The sequence below is a fragment of the Streptomyces sp. NPDC052682 genome, assembly GCF_040678435.1.
Classification (GTDB): domain Bacteria; phylum Actinomycetota; class Actinomycetes; order Streptomycetales; family Streptomycetaceae; genus Streptomyces.
Map to the genome: position 1 here is coordinate 228,772 of NZ_JBFATS010000012.1, position 14,044 is coordinate 242,815.

At 72.7% G+C, this 14,044-nt stretch carries 13 protein-coding genes and 3 pseudogenes; 7 read left to right on the forward strand and 9 right to left on the reverse strand.

Annotated elements, in window-relative coordinates:
• Positions 1-174 precede the first annotated feature (174 nt).
• Positions 175-1,209 (reverse strand): sigma-70 family RNA polymerase sigma factor, encoded by a 1,035-nt coding sequence (locus AB0K80_RS21060; RefSeq protein ID WP_365671781.1) that lies wholly within the window; start codon positions 1,207-1,209, stop codon positions 175-177.
• A 117-nt stretch (positions 1,210-1,326) separates the two neighbouring features.
• Between AB0K80_RS21060 and AB0K80_RS21065 the strand changes: the two genes are divergently transcribed.
• Both AB0K80_RS21065 and AB0K80_RS21070 read left to right on the forward strand, forming a co-directional pair.
• Positions 1,327-1,779, forward strand: a complete 453-nt coding sequence (locus AB0K80_RS21065) for a YbhB/YbcL family Raf kinase inhibitor-like protein (protein WP_365671783.1) — start codon at positions 1,327-1,329, stop codon at positions 1,777-1,779.
• A gap of 151 nt (positions 1,780-1,930) precedes the next feature.
• Positions 1,931-3,193: an MFS transporter gene (locus AB0K80_RS21070; protein ID WP_365671785.1), complete on the forward strand. Its 1,263-nt coding sequence runs from the start codon at positions 1,931-1,933 to the stop codon at positions 3,191-3,193.
• A gap of 67 nt (positions 3,194-3,260) precedes the next feature.
• On the opposite strand, the gene AB0K80_RS21075 is transcribed toward AB0K80_RS21070, so the two are convergent.
• Positions 3,261-3,689: a VOC family protein gene (locus AB0K80_RS21075; protein ID WP_365671867.1), complete on the reverse strand. Its 429-nt coding sequence runs from the start codon at positions 3,687-3,689 to the stop codon at positions 3,261-3,263.
• A 227-nt stretch (positions 3,690-3,916) separates the two neighbouring features.
• Complete coding sequence (locus AB0K80_RS21080; protein ID WP_365671787.1) at positions 3,917-5,182, reverse strand: erythromycin esterase family protein; 1,266 nt, start codon at positions 5,180-5,182, stop codon at positions 3,917-3,919.
• Between the two features lie 138 nt (positions 5,183-5,320).
• On the opposite strand from AB0K80_RS21080, the gene AB0K80_RS21085 reads away from it, so the two are divergent.
• On the forward strand, positions 5,321-5,680 hold the full coding sequence (locus AB0K80_RS21085) for an STAS domain-containing protein (protein WP_365671789.1): 360 nt from the start codon (positions 5,321-5,323) through the stop codon (positions 5,678-5,680).
• Between the two features lie 25 nt (positions 5,681-5,705).
• Here the strand turns inward: AB0K80_RS21085 and AB0K80_RS21090 are convergent, their stop codons facing one another.
• From AB0K80_RS21090 to AB0K80_RS21100, 3 genes are all read right to left on the reverse strand, one after another.
• The gene (locus tag AB0K80_RS21090; protein ID WP_365671791.1) at positions 5,706-6,614 is read right to left on the reverse strand and encodes a pyridoxamine 5'-phosphate oxidase family protein; all 909 of its coding nucleotides are present in this window, start codon (positions 6,612-6,614) and stop codon (positions 5,706-5,708) included.
• 111 nt (positions 6,615-6,725) lie between these two features.
• Positions 6,726-7,286 carry a potassium channel family protein gene (locus AB0K80_RS21095; protein WP_365671793.1) on the reverse strand — a complete coding sequence of 187 codons (561 nt, stop codon included), beginning with the start codon at positions 7,284-7,286 and terminating at the stop codon, positions 6,726-6,728.
• A 367-nt stretch (positions 7,287-7,653) separates the two neighbouring features.
• A complete protein-coding gene (locus AB0K80_RS21100) occupies positions 7,654-9,042 on the reverse strand; it encodes a glycoside hydrolase family 43 protein (RefSeq protein WP_365671795.1) in 1,389 nt (462 codons plus the stop codon).
• A gap of 256 nt (positions 9,043-9,298) precedes the next feature.
• On the opposite strand from AB0K80_RS21100, the pseudogene AB0K80_RS21105 reads away from it, so the two are divergent.
• Both AB0K80_RS21105 and AB0K80_RS21110 read left to right on the forward strand, forming a co-directional pair.
• Positions 9,299-9,583, forward strand: a pseudogene (locus AB0K80_RS21105) (amidase family protein); the annotation flags it as partial.
• Positions 9,584-10,133: 550 nt separating this feature from the next.
• On the forward strand, positions 10,134-10,823 hold the full coding sequence (locus AB0K80_RS21110; protein ID WP_365671798.1) for a hypothetical protein: 690 nt from the start codon (positions 10,134-10,136) through the stop codon (positions 10,821-10,823).
• On the opposite strand, the gene AB0K80_RS21115 is transcribed toward AB0K80_RS21110, so the two are convergent.
• Positions 10,807-10,950 carry a hypothetical protein gene (locus tag AB0K80_RS21115; protein ID WP_365671800.1) on the reverse strand — a complete coding sequence of 48 codons (144 nt, stop codon included), beginning with the start codon at positions 10,948-10,950 and terminating at the stop codon, positions 10,807-10,809. The genes AB0K80_RS21110 and AB0K80_RS21115 overlap by 17 nt on opposite strands.
• A 30-nt stretch (positions 10,951-10,980) precedes the next feature.
• Positions 10,981-11,813 (reverse strand): annotated as a pseudogene (locus tag AB0K80_RS21120) (RHS repeat-associated core domain-containing protein); the annotation flags it as partial.
• Positions 11,814-11,820: 7 nt separating this feature from the next.
• On the opposite strand from AB0K80_RS21120, the pseudogene AB0K80_RS21125 reads away from it, so the two are divergent.
• Both AB0K80_RS21125 and AB0K80_RS21130 read left to right on the forward strand, forming a co-directional pair.
• Positions 11,821-12,027: pseudogene (locus AB0K80_RS21125) on the forward strand (flotillin family protein); the annotation flags it as partial.
• A gap of 42 nt (positions 12,028-12,069) precedes the next feature.
• The gene (locus AB0K80_RS21130) at positions 12,070-12,516 is read left to right on the forward strand and encodes a type II toxin-antitoxin system PemK/MazF family toxin (protein ID WP_365671803.1); all 447 of its coding nucleotides are present in this window, start codon (positions 12,070-12,072) and stop codon (positions 12,514-12,516) included.
• 357 nt (positions 12,517-12,873) lie between these two features.
• Here the strand turns inward: AB0K80_RS21130 and AB0K80_RS21135 are convergent, their stop codons facing one another.
• Positions 12,874-13,743: a TIGR02452 family protein gene (locus tag AB0K80_RS21135; protein ID WP_365671805.1), complete on the reverse strand. Its 870-nt coding sequence runs from the start codon at positions 13,741-13,743 to the stop codon at positions 12,874-12,876.
• Between the last annotated feature and the right edge of the window lie 301 nt (positions 13,744-14,044).

Consider the following 14,044-nt stretch of genomic DNA (forward strand, 5'->3'; position numbering starts at 1 on the left):
TGCCCGGGGCATCCGGGGTTCACGGCGGTGCGGGCGCGGAACTGTGCCGGCGGAGGCCGCCGTGTGCCCGGCCGATCCGGTTCCGGCCACGCCGCCGTGTGCGGGACGTCGGCGGGCAGACCCCGCGGCACGGTGTGCGGCGGCCGGTGCGGGTTCCATTCCTGTGGCTCCCCGTCAGCCCGCCCAGGCCAGCAGACGGTCCCGGGTCTCGGAGGCGCGCAGCTGGGCGAGCGAGGCCTTCTCCAGCTGGCGGACGCGCTCGCGGGTGAGGCCGACGTGCCGGGCGACCTGCTCCAGAGTGCGGGGCTTGCCGTCGTGCAGGCCGTAGCGCAGGCTGAGGATCATCGCCTCGCGGGGCGCGAGGGTGCCGACGGCCTCCCGGAGCTCCTCGGCGAACGCCTGGTACTCGGCGACCTCCGGCGCCTGGAGCACCTCCGTGTCGGGGATGAGGTCGCCGACCACGGTCTCGCCGGACTCGTCCACCGGGGTGTCCAGGCTGACCGCGTGCCGGCCGACCCGCCGCAGCCAGTCGACCCGGTCCTCGGCGAGGCCGCTCTCCCGGGCCACCTCCGCGGCGGTCGGCTCACGGTCCAGGGCCAGCTGGAGCTTGCGCTCCACCTTGGCGAGTTTCTGCAGCTGCTCCACGACGTGCATCGGCAGCCGTACGGTCCGGGCGTGCGCGGCCAGGCCCCGTTCGATGGCCTGGCGGATCCACCAGGTGGCGTACGTGGAGAACTTGAAGCCCTTGGTGTGGTCGAACTTCTCCACCGCCCGGATCAGGCCCAGGTTGCCCTCCTGGATGACGTCCAGCAGGGGCAGGCCGCGGTGGGCGTGCCGTTTGGCCACCGACACCACCAGGCGCAGGTTGGCCCGCACCATGTGGTCCTTGGCCGCCTGCCCGTCGCGCACGGCCTCCTCCAGCCGCCGGTGCCGCCGCGGTTCGAGGCCCGGCTCGCCGACGTCGGCCCGGCTCAGTTCCTCCCGGGCCAGCACGCCGGACTCGATGCGCTGGGCCAGCCGCACCTCCTCCTCGGCGGTGAGCAGCGGCGTCGCCGCTATCTGCGCCAGGTAATGGCCGAGCAGGTCCGGTTCCTCGTCGGGCTCGGGGATGCGGCTGCGCAGCCGCGCGGTGCGGGCGGGGGCCCGGCGGTCCTCGTGCACCCCGGCCGCGGACGGGCCTGCCGGGGGAGTCTTCGCCCGGGGAGACATCGTCGTTCCTCCGTCCCCTCCTCGTGTCCGGTGCCGTCTGCCGGAGGGGTTCCGGGTACCCGGCGCGATCCGGCCCGAACCGCATGGCCGTGCTCGCGCGGGGGTACCCCGGGCCACATGGCCGGCATGGAACTTGGCAGCACCGCGTTCGACGACCACTCGTTCATCGCGCGCCGGTACGCGTACGAGGGCGACAACATCTCCCCTCCGCTGTCCTGGAGCGGCGTACCCGACGACGCGACCGAGCTGCTGCTGCTCTGCGAGGATCCCGACGCGCCGTCCGGCACGTTCGTGCACTGGATCGTGGTCGGCATCGACCCGCGCAGTGGCGGCATGGAGGCGGGCGAGTCCCCGCCCGGCGGCACCGCACTCGTCAACGGCTACGGCGAACAGGGCTGGGGCGGCCCGCATCCTCCTCCGGGGGACGAGGCGCACCGGTACTTCTTCCGGCTCTACGCCCTGTCCGGGCCGTGCGTCCTGCCCGACGCGCCCAGCGCCGAGCAGGTGCACGAGGCGGTGGAAAAACAGCAGCTGGCCAGCGGGACGCTGGTGGGGCTGTACCAGCGCTGACCGCCTCGGTATCAGCGCGTGGCCTGGGGCACAACCAGGGGTTGTGCCCCAGGCCCCGGACGGTTGTTTGCCCGGCCGCCCCGGCGCTCGCTTTGATGTCCTCCCGGCCGACGCGAGGTCGTCCGGGAGGTGAGCGAGGGACGGGCCGGGCATGGCGGGGAGGCGGTCGCTGGGGCGGCGGTTCGGGTGGCTGTGGACGGCGTACGCGGTCAGCACGCTCGGCACCTGGCTCGCGTTCGACGCGTTCGCCCTGGTCGCGGTGGTGGTGCTGCACGCCGGGCCGGCCGAGGTGTCGCTGCTGGCCGCGGCCGGACCCGCGGCGGGCGCGGTCGTCGCGGTGCCGCTCGGGCCGTGGGTGGAGTTCCGCCGCAAACGGCCGGTGATGATCGCGGCGGACCTGATCCGGTGCGCGGCGCTGCTCAGCGTTCCCGCCGGATACGTCCTCGGCGGGCTGGGCGTGGGCCAGTTGCTGCTGGTGTCGGTCGTGGTCGCCGCGGCCGACATCACCTTCGCCGCGGCGTCCGGGGCGTGTCTGAAACAGCTTGTGCCGCGCGAGCACCTGCTGGTCGCCAACGGGCGGTTCGAGGCGACGACCTGGACCGCCAGCATGGTCGGGCCGCCGCTCGGCGGGGCCGCCGTGGGCGTGTTCGGGCCGGTGGCGACGGTGCTCGCCAACGCGGTCAGCTTCCTGCTGTCGGCCTGCGGGATCCGGGCCATGGGCGGTGCCGAGCCGCACCCCGTACGCCCCGAGGCGGCTTCCCGGCCGCGGGCCGGCGAGCTGCTGGACGGCTGGCGGTTCATCCTGGCCAGTGCGGCGCTGCGCCCGCTGTTCCTCAACGCGGTCCTGGTGAACGGCCTGATCATGGCGGTGTCGCCGGTGCTGGCCGTCCTCATGCTCGGCGACCTCGGCTTCGCGGCCTGGCAGTACGGCCTCGCCTTCGCGGTGCCCTGTGCCGGCGGTCTGCTCGGCTCCCGGCTCTCGCCCCGGCTCGTCGCGCGGTTCGGGCGGCACCGCGTGCTGCGCGTCGCCGGGACCCTCCGGGCCTGCTGGCCACTGGGGCTGGCCTTCGTCCGGCCGGGCGTGCCGGGGCTCGTGCTGGTCATGACGGTGGAGTTCGCGCTGATCCTCTGCGCGGGCGTGTTCAATCCGGTGCTGGCGACCGAGCGGCTGGAGCGCACCCCGGCGGACCGGGTCGCCCGGACGCTGTCCGCCTGGTCCGCGACGAGCAAGGCCTCGATCGCGGCCCTCACCGCCGCGTGGGGCGTGCTGGCCGCCCTGACGGGTCCGCGCAGCGCGATCGCCGTCGCCGGCCTGCTGCTGTGGGCGACCCCGCTGCTGCTTCCCCGCGGGGAGCACGCGGCGGGCCGGGACGGGGAAGCGGCTCCGCTGGCCCTGGAGGCGGACGGCGGCTGAGCGCGGCCGCCCGCGCCGGGTCGCCGGGGCCGGGCCGGGAGCCGCGCCCCCGGCACGGCCCCGGTGCTCAGCGGGCCCCGGGGACCTCCTCCGTCACGCCGTTCAGCGGCGAGGACGGGTCGCTGCCGTACGGGCGGGTGATGATCTCCAGGCCGTGGCCGTCCGGATCCAGGAAGTACACGCCGCGCCCGCCGTCGTTGCGGTTGATCCGGCCCGGGTACCTGCCGTGCGGATCGGCCTGGACGGGCACGCCCCGTTCGACCAGACGGGCCAGCGCGGCGTCGAACTCGGCCTCCGAGACGAGGAACGCGTAGTGCTGCACGGGGATGTCGCCGTCCACGGTCAGGAAGTCCAGCGTGACGCCGTTGGCGGTCGTCACCGGCAGGAAGACCCCGGACGGTTCGCCGGCCTCCAGTCCCAGGATGTCGGCGAGGAAGTGAGCGGACTTCTCCCGGTCGCGGGAGAGAACGATGGTGTGATTGAACTCGACGGACACGTCGAATGCCTCCACGGGCATCTTCGCGGCGCCTCCATGCCTCACCCGGCCGGTGACCGGCACGCGATGCCGCGTCCCGGATGGTAGACACCGTGCCCGGCGCCCGTCGAGCGGTTTTCGGCCGATGCCGCGCGGGCTCGTCGCCCGCCGGATCGCCGCCGTTCGCTTTGGGCCGCCTGTGTGTACTCGGCCCCGCCCGGGCCGACCGGCGTGCCAGGAAGGGGAGTTCATGCGATGTCGTAGGGACGCGACGGGGTCGACACGGCGGTGTAGGCCAGTCCGTCGTACTCCCGGGCGAGGGTGACGGGGGCGTGGTGGAGGCGGTAGGTCCAGCGCGGGACCACGGCGCCGAAGGTGCGGTGGAGCTGCGGCTCGCCGAGCCACTGGCGTACGGCCGCCGGTGCCTCGCCGGTGTCGCGCAGGTCCAGGAGGTGGTCGGCGGGGTGGGCGGCGGCGAGACGGGCTTCCAGGGTGCCCTCGGCGGGTGGGCCGAGCCGGTGGCCGGTGACGGGTCCGGCGGGCCGGGACCACGGGCCGGGCCAGGTCCGCCGGGCGCGGAAGGCGCCGCTGCCGAACAGCAGGGCCATCGCGTAGTAGGCGTCGCCGTACCGCTCGTGGAGGTACTGCCCCATCGGTGGTACTCCCCCGGGGGGCCGGTGCTTGGCGATATGCCCGTTGTGGGCCCACAGCACGACCCTCGCGGACGGGTCGGCGTCGAGCAGTTCCGCGACGGCGTCGGCCATGTACCGGTCGCGGACGGCGCGGACGGTCCGCAGCGGGTCCGTGTGCCGCCCGGCCCGGGTCACCAGGTCGGCGGCCCGCACCAGGATCCGGGCGTGCCGCAGCGCGTCGGCCGCCTCGGGTGCCCGCTCCTGGAGGAACTCCAGCAGCCGCTCGGCGCGGTGGCGCAGCCGCTGCCCGGGGTCGGGGTGTGCTCCGGGACGCGCGTCGCGGAGCACCCGCAGCGGTTCCAGCAGGCCGTCGGCGCGGTCGGGTGCCAGCGCGTGCAGTACGGGGGTGAGCGCCGTCAGGGAGGCACCGCAGTGCTGGGCGTCGATGCCCGCGAAACGCACCTGCCCGGCCGCGGGCCGCTGCCGGTTGTGGTCGCGCATCCACTCGGTCATCGCGAGCACCTCCTGGGTGCGCCAGGTCCAGAACCCCAGCCCGGCGACCGCCTCGGCGGCGTTTCCGGTGCCCTGGCGGACATGGGCGTCGACGGCCGGTGCGGCCGACTCGCTCGCCTCCATCGCCAGGACGCAGAAGCCGAGTTCGGTCACCACGAACTCCAGCAGGCGGTGTTTGAGCAGGAAGAACTCGCGTGTTCCGTGCGTGGCCTCGCCGAGGGCGAGGACGCGTACGCCGTCCAGGATCCGTTTCAGCGGCTGGAGGTCCGTGGCGGGGGTGCCCGCGTGCAGGCTGTCGAGCGGTACGGCGCGGCGGGCCAGCCAGCCCGTCACCGCGTCGGATGCTGTCCCGTGGTGTGCTGCCGACATGGACGACGAGGTTAGCGATCGCCGGGTCGGTGCGGCACGCGCTGCGAGGCGGGGTTGCACGGCCTTGCGGCGGCATTGCATCGTGGGCCATGCGATCAGGCCGGGCCGGGCCCGACGCCACCACGTCCGAGGGGAACAGTGACTCAAGCCGAAGGACCAGCGGTCCCCGAACCACTGCTGATCACGCAGGCCGCGACCGCCGACGGCGTCACGGTCGTCACGCTCCGGGGAGAGGTGGACTACACGTCGGGAGCGCGGCTCACCGACACCGTGGTGGCCTGCATGGAGGCCGGGCGGAACACCGTGGTCGACATGAGCGCGGTGACCTTCATCGACTCCACCGGCATCAACACGCTGGTCGCCGCCCGCCAGGCCGCCCGGAACAACTGGCTGCGCCTGGTGGTGCCGCCCGGGCCGGTACTCCGGGTGGTCCGGCTCGTCGGCCTCGACACCGTGATGGGCTGTCACGCGACGCTCGAGGAGGCGCTGAACGCCTGAACGCCGGAACAGCCGGGCGGTCCGCTCACCGGTCCGCCGGGGTGATACGACGCCCCGTCATGCGCCCGGGCCGGATCACCACCCACAACGTGCGCCCCTCCCCCGGCCACGGATCGGTATGGGCCCGCTGGTCCAGACGGCGCGCCTCGTCGGGGTCCTCGACGGCCTCGGCCGGGCCGACCACAAGAACGCTCCAGCCCTGGCTCATGGCATCGTCGATGTGGTCCACCTCGAAGGCGACCTCCGTGCCGACGGCCGCGGCGGGAGCAGCGCCGGGTGAGGTGCGGAAGACGACGGTGTCGTCGACCACGTCGTAGTTGACCGGGAGCACCGCCGGGCCCTCCGGGGTGGTCACGGAGACCCGCCCCACACCGTGCGTGGACAGCAGGGCGCGGCACTCCTCCTCACTGAGCTCCCGCAGGCGGGGGTGCAGCAGGGCGTGGCCCTGCCCGGGTGGCAGGTCCTGGTCACCGCCTTGCAGGTCGACGAGCCGGGTGCCCAGGGCGTCGGCCAGTCGCAGCAACGTCGCCATACTGGGATCCGACGGATGTTCCTCCAGGTAGGCGAGGTACTCCGGCGCCATATGGGCGCGGCGGGCCGTTTCCTCCCGGCTGAGGCCCTGTCGCCGGCGTGCGGCCGCCACGCGCCGCCCCACGTCCCCGGGGCGCGGCGCGGCGCTGCGGGGGCCGGCCTCGGGGGCGGCTGCCGGGCTCGCGCCCGCCGTCCCGCCCGCGGCCGGGTCCTCGTGGTGAAGGTGCTGGATGCGTGCGTCCGGCCCGGGGAACACGAGCGTGACCTGGCCCGTGTCCGACCAGCGCACGTCGTACGGGGGCGTGCCGTCGTCGTGGTGCAGGCCGACGATCTCGCCGTCGCGCCGGGCGGTGCCGGTGGCCGGACTTTCGACGATCAGCAGATCGCCCAGCTGAGCGTGCATGACGGTGCCGTCTCCCTCAGTGGATCCCCTCGGGGCTCGGGGGCCCGCCCTTCCAGGATCACGCCGGGCCGGATCCCGCACCACCGGGTGGCCTCGCGGCCCCGCACCGGTTCACCGGTCCCGCCCGTGGTCGGCGGCGTACGCGGCGAACACGTCCGCCGGTGTGCGGCCGGTATGGAGGAAACGCTGGTCGAGGATGGCGGCGAGGTCCTCCAGGGCGCCGGCGAGCTGCCGGCCGGCCAGTCGCACTTCCGGCCGGCCGGCGGCCTGTCCGAGCTGGGCGAGGGTGCCGGCGTAGCCGACCATGGCCGCCAGCGACGCCTGGTCCTCCCCGTCGTGGAAGTAGTACGCCTCGGCGTACTGGGTGAAGTCGATGCGGACACGTACGACGTCGGTGGCCAGACTGTCCAGCAGCACCGCCCCCGCCGTGCAGTCGATCTGCCGCGTCGTCGGGGCCGAGTCGCGCAGCAGCGCCAGCCGGACGGCCAGGACCCTCCTGCGGGTCAGCGCCGGGTAGATCTCCAGGACCCACGAGACCGTGGCCGTCAGAAGGGCGAAGCCGACCAGGGCCTCCAACGGGGAGACCAGGCGCAGCCAGCCCTCGTCGGGCGCGATGTCCCCCAGCCCGAGCGTGGCGACGGTGACCAGCCCAGGATGACGGTGGTGGCCCACATGCACACCACCGTGACCATGGCGAGCGGCCCGACGAGCCCGACCACACGCCTGCGCGCACGGAAGCGCCGGGCCAGTCGCCACAGCGCCGTCATCACGAGGCGGCTCAGGCCGCCGTGGCGGGTGGGGTGCCACAGCGTGTGGAACAGGTCCCGCAGGGTGATCATGATGAGCCCCGCGCCCACCAGCGAGACCAACCACTTCATGCGCGTCTCCCACGGCCCTGTTCCCGAAGCCGAACCCGGCTTCCGGAGCATAGGCCGACGGCTGCACCACCGCGGGGCCGAATCGCCGCACTCCCGCGCCGCGGGGCCGGGCGGTCCCTCGCTCAGGGCCCTCCGGCCCCCGCGGTGGCCGGCCGTGCGGCTCAGGCCCAGGCCGTCACGGGTATGAAGGAGCTGTCCTGCCGGAACAGGTCCGTCCCGTCCGAGGGGTCGACCCGCAGCTGGTAGTCGTAGTGGCGCAGGTAGCGGCCGGGGTAGTTGTACGACTCGAAGCGGACGGAGCCCGACGCCGAGCCGGCGCGCAGGATGAACGTGGCGTCCTTGGCGAAGGTGGAGGTGCCGTCGTTCGGGTCGAAGCGGGCGCGGAAGTCCCAGTGGCGCAGGTAGTTGCCGGCCGCGTCACGGAAGGAGTATCCGCCCGTGTCGGCCAGGCCCGCGACGACCGTGAAGGTGGCCGCCTGCTTCTGCGCGGTGGTGCTGGAGGTGCTCACCACGGGGAGGTTGAGGTACGGGGACTGTTCCTGCCAGTAGCGGGTGGGGTAGTTGACCGAGCGGAAGGAACGGGTGACGTTCTTCGCCAGGGCGGGCCCGCCGGTCACCGTCTCCTTGATCACCGTGAAGTGGCGGGCCGTGCCGGAGATGGCGGGCAGCGCGGCCGGGGCGGACCAGGTCGCGAAGGTGTCGTAGCTGTCGCTGTAGTAGTAGTTGCCGTCGCCGTAGCCGTCGAAGAAGATCCGCCAGCCGCCGTTGTCGAGCTGGACCAGGGCCGGGCCCTCGCGGTAGCTGCCCCAGCCCGCCCAGTCGCCGGTACGGCGGATGGTGTAGGGGCCGGCGAGGCTGGTGGCGGTGGCGTACTCGATGTACTTCGTCGTCTCGTTCTTGGTGAAGGCGTGGTACGTCGAGCCCAGCTTCACCAGGAACGTGTCGATGTGGTTGGCGCCGATGCCGGACAGCGCGAGGGGTGAACTCCACGCGGTGAGCGCGGAGTTGGTGGCCCTGAGCAGATACGGCGTGAAGATCCACTCGTCGTTCGCGGTGGAGCAGGAGACGATGATGTTCACGCTGCCGTCGCTGTCGACGAACCACTCGGGCGCCCACGCCCGCGAGAGGTTGGCGATCGGCACCGTGTAGTCGTACAGGAACGTCCAGTTGACGCGGTCGGAGCTGCGGGCGAAGCCGATCGTGGTGCTGGTGTTCTGCCAGGTGTGGGTCGTGTAGGTGAGGTAGTAGAAGCCGTCGGTGTGCCGGAAGATGCTCGCGTCCCGGATGCGGTTGCTCGGCGGCGTGTAGGCGGACGCCTTGAGCAGCCGGAAGTCGGTGGCGTCGTCCGCCTGGTAGACGTTGACCGTGCCGTCGTTGCTGTTCAGGAACGGCACGATCGTGTAGCGGGTGGCGGAGCCGCTCGGCGGTGCCGCGGCCAGGGCGCCGCCCAGCAGGCCGGGCGCTTCGCCCAGCAGCACCGCGGAGGCGGGCAGGACGGCCATCGCGCGCAGCAGGGTACGGCGGGACGGGGTGGCAGGGGGTGGGGTCACGGGCGGCTCTCCCTCGAGCACAAGGGCCGAAATACCGAACGTAGTTCGGAAAGTCGATCAGAAGGTAGGGGTGGGTCCAGGGCGCGTCAATGGTTTGCGCAGGCTTGATGTGAACCTGCGGGACGGCTGTGGTTCCGCTGGGGGACGGCTGTGGTTCCCCTGGAGGGGGCGGCCGTGGTTCCCCTGTCGGGACGGCTGTGGTTTCCGCCCTGCGGACGTTACCGTTCCGTGGACGAGCCGCCTTCGGAGGTGCCGCATGCCGCTCGACCGTGCCGCCGGCCTGACGGAGACCGCCCGTGCGCTGGCCGCCGGGGAGGTGACGTCCCGGGCGCTCGTCGAGCGGACGCTGCAGCGGATCGAGGCCGCGCAGGGCACGCTCAACGCCTTCCGGATCGTCCGGGCCGAGGCCGCGCTCGCCGAGGCGGAGGCCGCGGACCGCGAGCTGGCCGCCGGCGTGCGCAGGCCGCTGCTCGGGGTGCCCGTGGCCGTGAAGGACGACATGGACGTGGCGGGCGAGCCGACCGCGTTCGGCTGCTGCGGGCGACTCGGTGTGCGAGACCTCATCCCGGAAGTCCTCCAAGTCGGCTGGGGCCTGTTCAAGGGCTTCCGCACGGACGGCGAGGTGTATCTCAACGCCGAAGCCCGCGCCCGCATCTCCGCGTTCTGCCGTGTGCCGGAAGGGATCCTCGAGCGGACTCTGCCTGCCTGGGCCGCCCAGGAGCCTATCGCGCCGGACGGGACGGGTGCGGCCGGGCGGTTCTGCTTAGGGGCTGTGGTGCCGGACGCGGGAGAGGGCTGCCGGCTGTGCACGGCCGCCCGCACCGGACGGGCGAAACCCGCCCGGCTGTACCCGGAACCGCACTCCCGATTCTGCCCGCGTCACCGGCGGTGGATGCTCGGCACCCATTGGGTCGACCGAGCACCGGCGGCAGTGAGCAGATCGACGTCCCGAGATGCTCACAGCGCACCGACGGCATCTGGACCTGCTGCGCCATCGGCCGGATGCCGCCCGTGCGTTCGAGGTCGCCCATGCCGTGGTGGTCTCCTGGTGGGCGCAGCAGTGGCCCGAGGAAGAGCAGTGGCATCACCGTGTGCGCAAGCTCGCTCCGTCGGGGGCTGATCCGGACTGGTGGCGGTTGCTGGTCCGGGATGCGGTCACCTACCCGGAAACAATCGCCCTCACCTCGGTCCTCACCGACGACCGCACCAGACAGCGTCTGCTCGCTGACACCGGCGGACACCTCCCGCACACTCTCGCCTACACTCCGGGACTCATCACCGAGTTGGCGCGGGTCACGAGGAGGCCGTGGCTGGCCGGGCGGATCGCCTCGACCTCGGCTGGTCCCTTGCTCGTGTGGGTGCATCACTGCTCGCGTGCCGAGGCGGGCCCCGCCGCCGCAGACCGGTTGTGGACGCTGCACATGGCGCACCGGCCCCGGTCCATCGACCGCGAACTCACCGCCTACAAGGACGAGAACGCATCCAGCGGTACGTGGCTGTACCTGGGACTTCGGCACATCTCCGATCGGGCATTCACCACCGGCTTGGCGCACGCCCGCGCCTACGCCGCGTCGATGGCCACCTCGCCGCCCCGGTCCACACCCACTTCAACGGCTTCGCGCTGGGCCGCTGGCTGCCATGAAAATGCCAATCAGGATGCGCATATATACGTCGCCTTGACAGTCCGAGAAGCGCGCCGAATCCGGCAGGCACCTCAGCAAGTGTGCGGGAGCTGTGATGCCTGCCGGACGTTATTTTCTGAGCCTAGCGCTTCCGCTTGATCAGGAGCACAACGATGATGACACCGAAGAGAATCACCATCCCGATCGCCAGGAAAGGGCTCCAGGAAGGGCCTTGAGGCTTCTTGGCGAGGATTTCCGTAGCCGCGATGCTCAACGTGGATGTCATACCGGAGAGGCTCCTTCGGTTCTTACCCCGTCAGAAGGTGTACTTGGCGTTCATCGAGCACTTACCTGTGCTTCCCCCGGTCTCAAAACCGGCGTCTCCTTGAGTGTTGCCAGTGATGCTGGCAGGGCCCAGCCCGCAGGACCATTCTCCGGTCCATCCTCGGCTGGTATCGCCGCTGGAAGCTCCCATGTTGGCGCTTGCGCCAGGTTTGCCAACGCCGAAGGTCACGTACCAGGATTCCTTTCCGCTGGTGTCCTCCGTCTTGCCACCGCCCAAGCACAGGTAGTAGCAAACCTCCCCGCCGAAGTCGGCCGAGAATGAGATGAGCCCGCTGGGGTCGATGCGGTTGACGGGGTCGCCTTCGGCGTAGAGGTAGGGGTTCTTCTCCTGGCCGGAGGGGTCGGGCTGGCGAAGCGGCCTATGTCGGCGTCGTAGGAGCGGGCCTGGAAGTGATACAGGCCGGTGGGGTCCTGGAAGCCGCCGGCGAAGCGGTAGGGCTGGGCGACCGGTTCGGAGGACTGGGCCAGGATGCGCACTCCGCGGGGGCTGTAGGTGTAGGTGTTGACCTTGTTGCCGTCCGCGTCCGCCAGGGCGACCGCGCTGCCGATGGCGTCCGTGAGGTAGTAGTACGTCTTGCCCCCGGTCGTCATGGAGTTCAACGTGCCCCCGGGTTCGCGGTTGAAGCCCATGTCCACACCGGCAGTGGTCTTCGCCGACAGGCCGAGCGGGCCGTTGTGGAAGAAGGTGTCACCGAGCTTGATGCGCTCGCTCTGGTCGGTCGAGCCGTACTGACCGGCGTATGCCTTGCCCGCCACCGTGATCGACGTCAGCTGCGAGTGGTCGGTGTACGACTCCCCGGTGCGGGCGTAGTCCATGGTGCTGCTCAACGGGGCCGACGGCATGGCGGAGCTGTTCGCCAAGGCGCTGACCATGGGCGGCACCGGGCTGGGGCTGGCCCGTCAGCTGCTGGCGTCGATGCAGCACGGCGGGCAGGGCTCGACCGGGAGGTCGCCGCTCGACGGGCTCGTCGCACCGCCGCCCGTCCCCGCCCAGAAGGTGCCGGTGGCCGAGCAGTAACCCCTCGGGCGCGGTCACGGAGACACGCTCTAAGGTTGCCCCGTGACCGCGTTCACCGATGACACCACCCCGGGCCGGCACGGCCCCTTCGCCACCACCGAGGCCGATCCCCACACGGTGGGCCGGGTGCGCACCGAGTACTCGCCCGCCCACGACGGCGACCCCGACCCGGGGGAGATCGTCTGGACGTGGGTCCCCTTCGAGGAGAGGGACGGCCGGGGCAAGGACCGCCCGGTGCTCGTCGTCGCCCGGGAGGCCGCCGGCACCTTCCTCGCCGTGCAGTTGTCCAGCAAGCGGCACGACGGCGACCGGGAGTGGGTGCCGATCGGCAGCGGGCCGTGGGACCGCTCGGGCCGGGAGTCGTGGGTCGACGTGGACCGGGTGCTGCGGCTGCACGAGGCCGGCATGCGCCGGGAGGCCTGCGCCCTGGACCGTATGCGCTTCGACCTGGTCCGCCGGCGGCTGCGGGAGCGGTACGGCTGGAGCTGAGCGGCCCCGTGGATCACGACGGGGACGGCCGGGATCTCAGTACGTGGCCGTTCGACGCCCTGTGCGACCTCGTCCGGCAGGAGCGGGGTCAACAACTCGAGGCGGTCCGGACCGTCGCGCAGGGCCACGCCTACCGGTCGGACGATCCCGGGCAGGCCCGCGCCTGGGCCGCGCTGTCCCTGCTGGCCGACGAGCGGCTGTGTCACTGGGGCGGGCAGGAGCGCGACCGGGCCGCCCACCAGGAGTTCATGCTCCGGATGTGGGTGATCGAGCGGTTCGGCCCCGACGGCACGGACCCGGCCTGGAGCCCGGCCTCCTGGCCCACTGGGCCGAGGTACGCCGACTGCTGCCCTGACCTCAGGCGTGCGGGTGCCCTGCCCCCGGACCCGCGGATGCGGCGCCGGCCGGCGGTCGGCCGGTCTCGGGAAACGCCGCCGCGAACGCCGCACGGACCGTGCTCCCCGCTGTGCGGTCCAGGATGCCGAACACCACGTGCGCGAAGGCCGACGCGAACCGTCCGCCCGGTCCCAGCAGGGTCCGGAACGCGCCCGCGACCTGCGCCGGGTCGTTGCGGAACACACCGCAGCCCCAGGCGCCGAGCACCAGCCGCCGGTAGCCGTGCGCCGCGGCCGTCTCCAGGACGCGCTCCGCGCGCACGGCCAGGGCGCGCGGCAGGTCCGCCGCCCGGTCCGGTGCCGTCCGCAGCACGACCCCCGCGTTGGGGGCGGCGGCGGTCAGGAAGCCGGCGGTGTACGGCTCGTCCAGCAGACGTCCGCGATCGTCGCGGAAGACCGGCACGTGGGGCGAGTGGATGACACGATCCGTGTAGAACGGGTCGCGGTGGGCGCGGTGGTGGTCGTAGAACTCCGGGGCCGCCAGGAGGCAGGTGTACAGCGCGGAGGCCCGGCACAGGGCCTCCTCCTGGGCCTGGGCGCCGTTGAGGTAGCCGCCGCCGGGGTTGCGCGCCGAGGCGAAGTTCAGCACGGCGGTTCCGTCACCGAGCCGGCGGGCGGCCTCCAGGCTGCTCTCCCCCGTGACCTCGACCCGGGTGTCCAGTGCCGGCAGCGCGGGTACCCCGACCGGCCCGGGCCCGTACATCCGCGTGCCGTCCCGCGCGGCCTCGATCCGCGCCGCGACCGGCACCTCGCGCCCGTCCGGCGCGCGATACCGCCCCGCGGCCACGATCTGCTCCGTCTCCCGCGCGATGCCGCGCAGCCGCGCGCTCACGGCGCGACCCCCGTGCGCGCCGAGACCGCGCGGTGCGCGCCCTCCCCCGTCGTGCTCATGGACGCATCCTGAGTGATCCTGGTCCTGCCGGGCAACCGGGTTTTCCGTGCCATGCGAACGCAGGGCCGAGGAGCCGCGAACGCCCGGCAAAGCCCCTGGAAACCGACAACGAGCGGAGCACACGGACCCCGAACGTCCCCCGACGCCCCCTTGTGCCGCGCGGCCGGAGCGTCTTGGGTGGGACGGGTGATGCCGACCCGGGCCACCAGTCCCCGGGCCGGCGACATGGTGGCATCTCAGG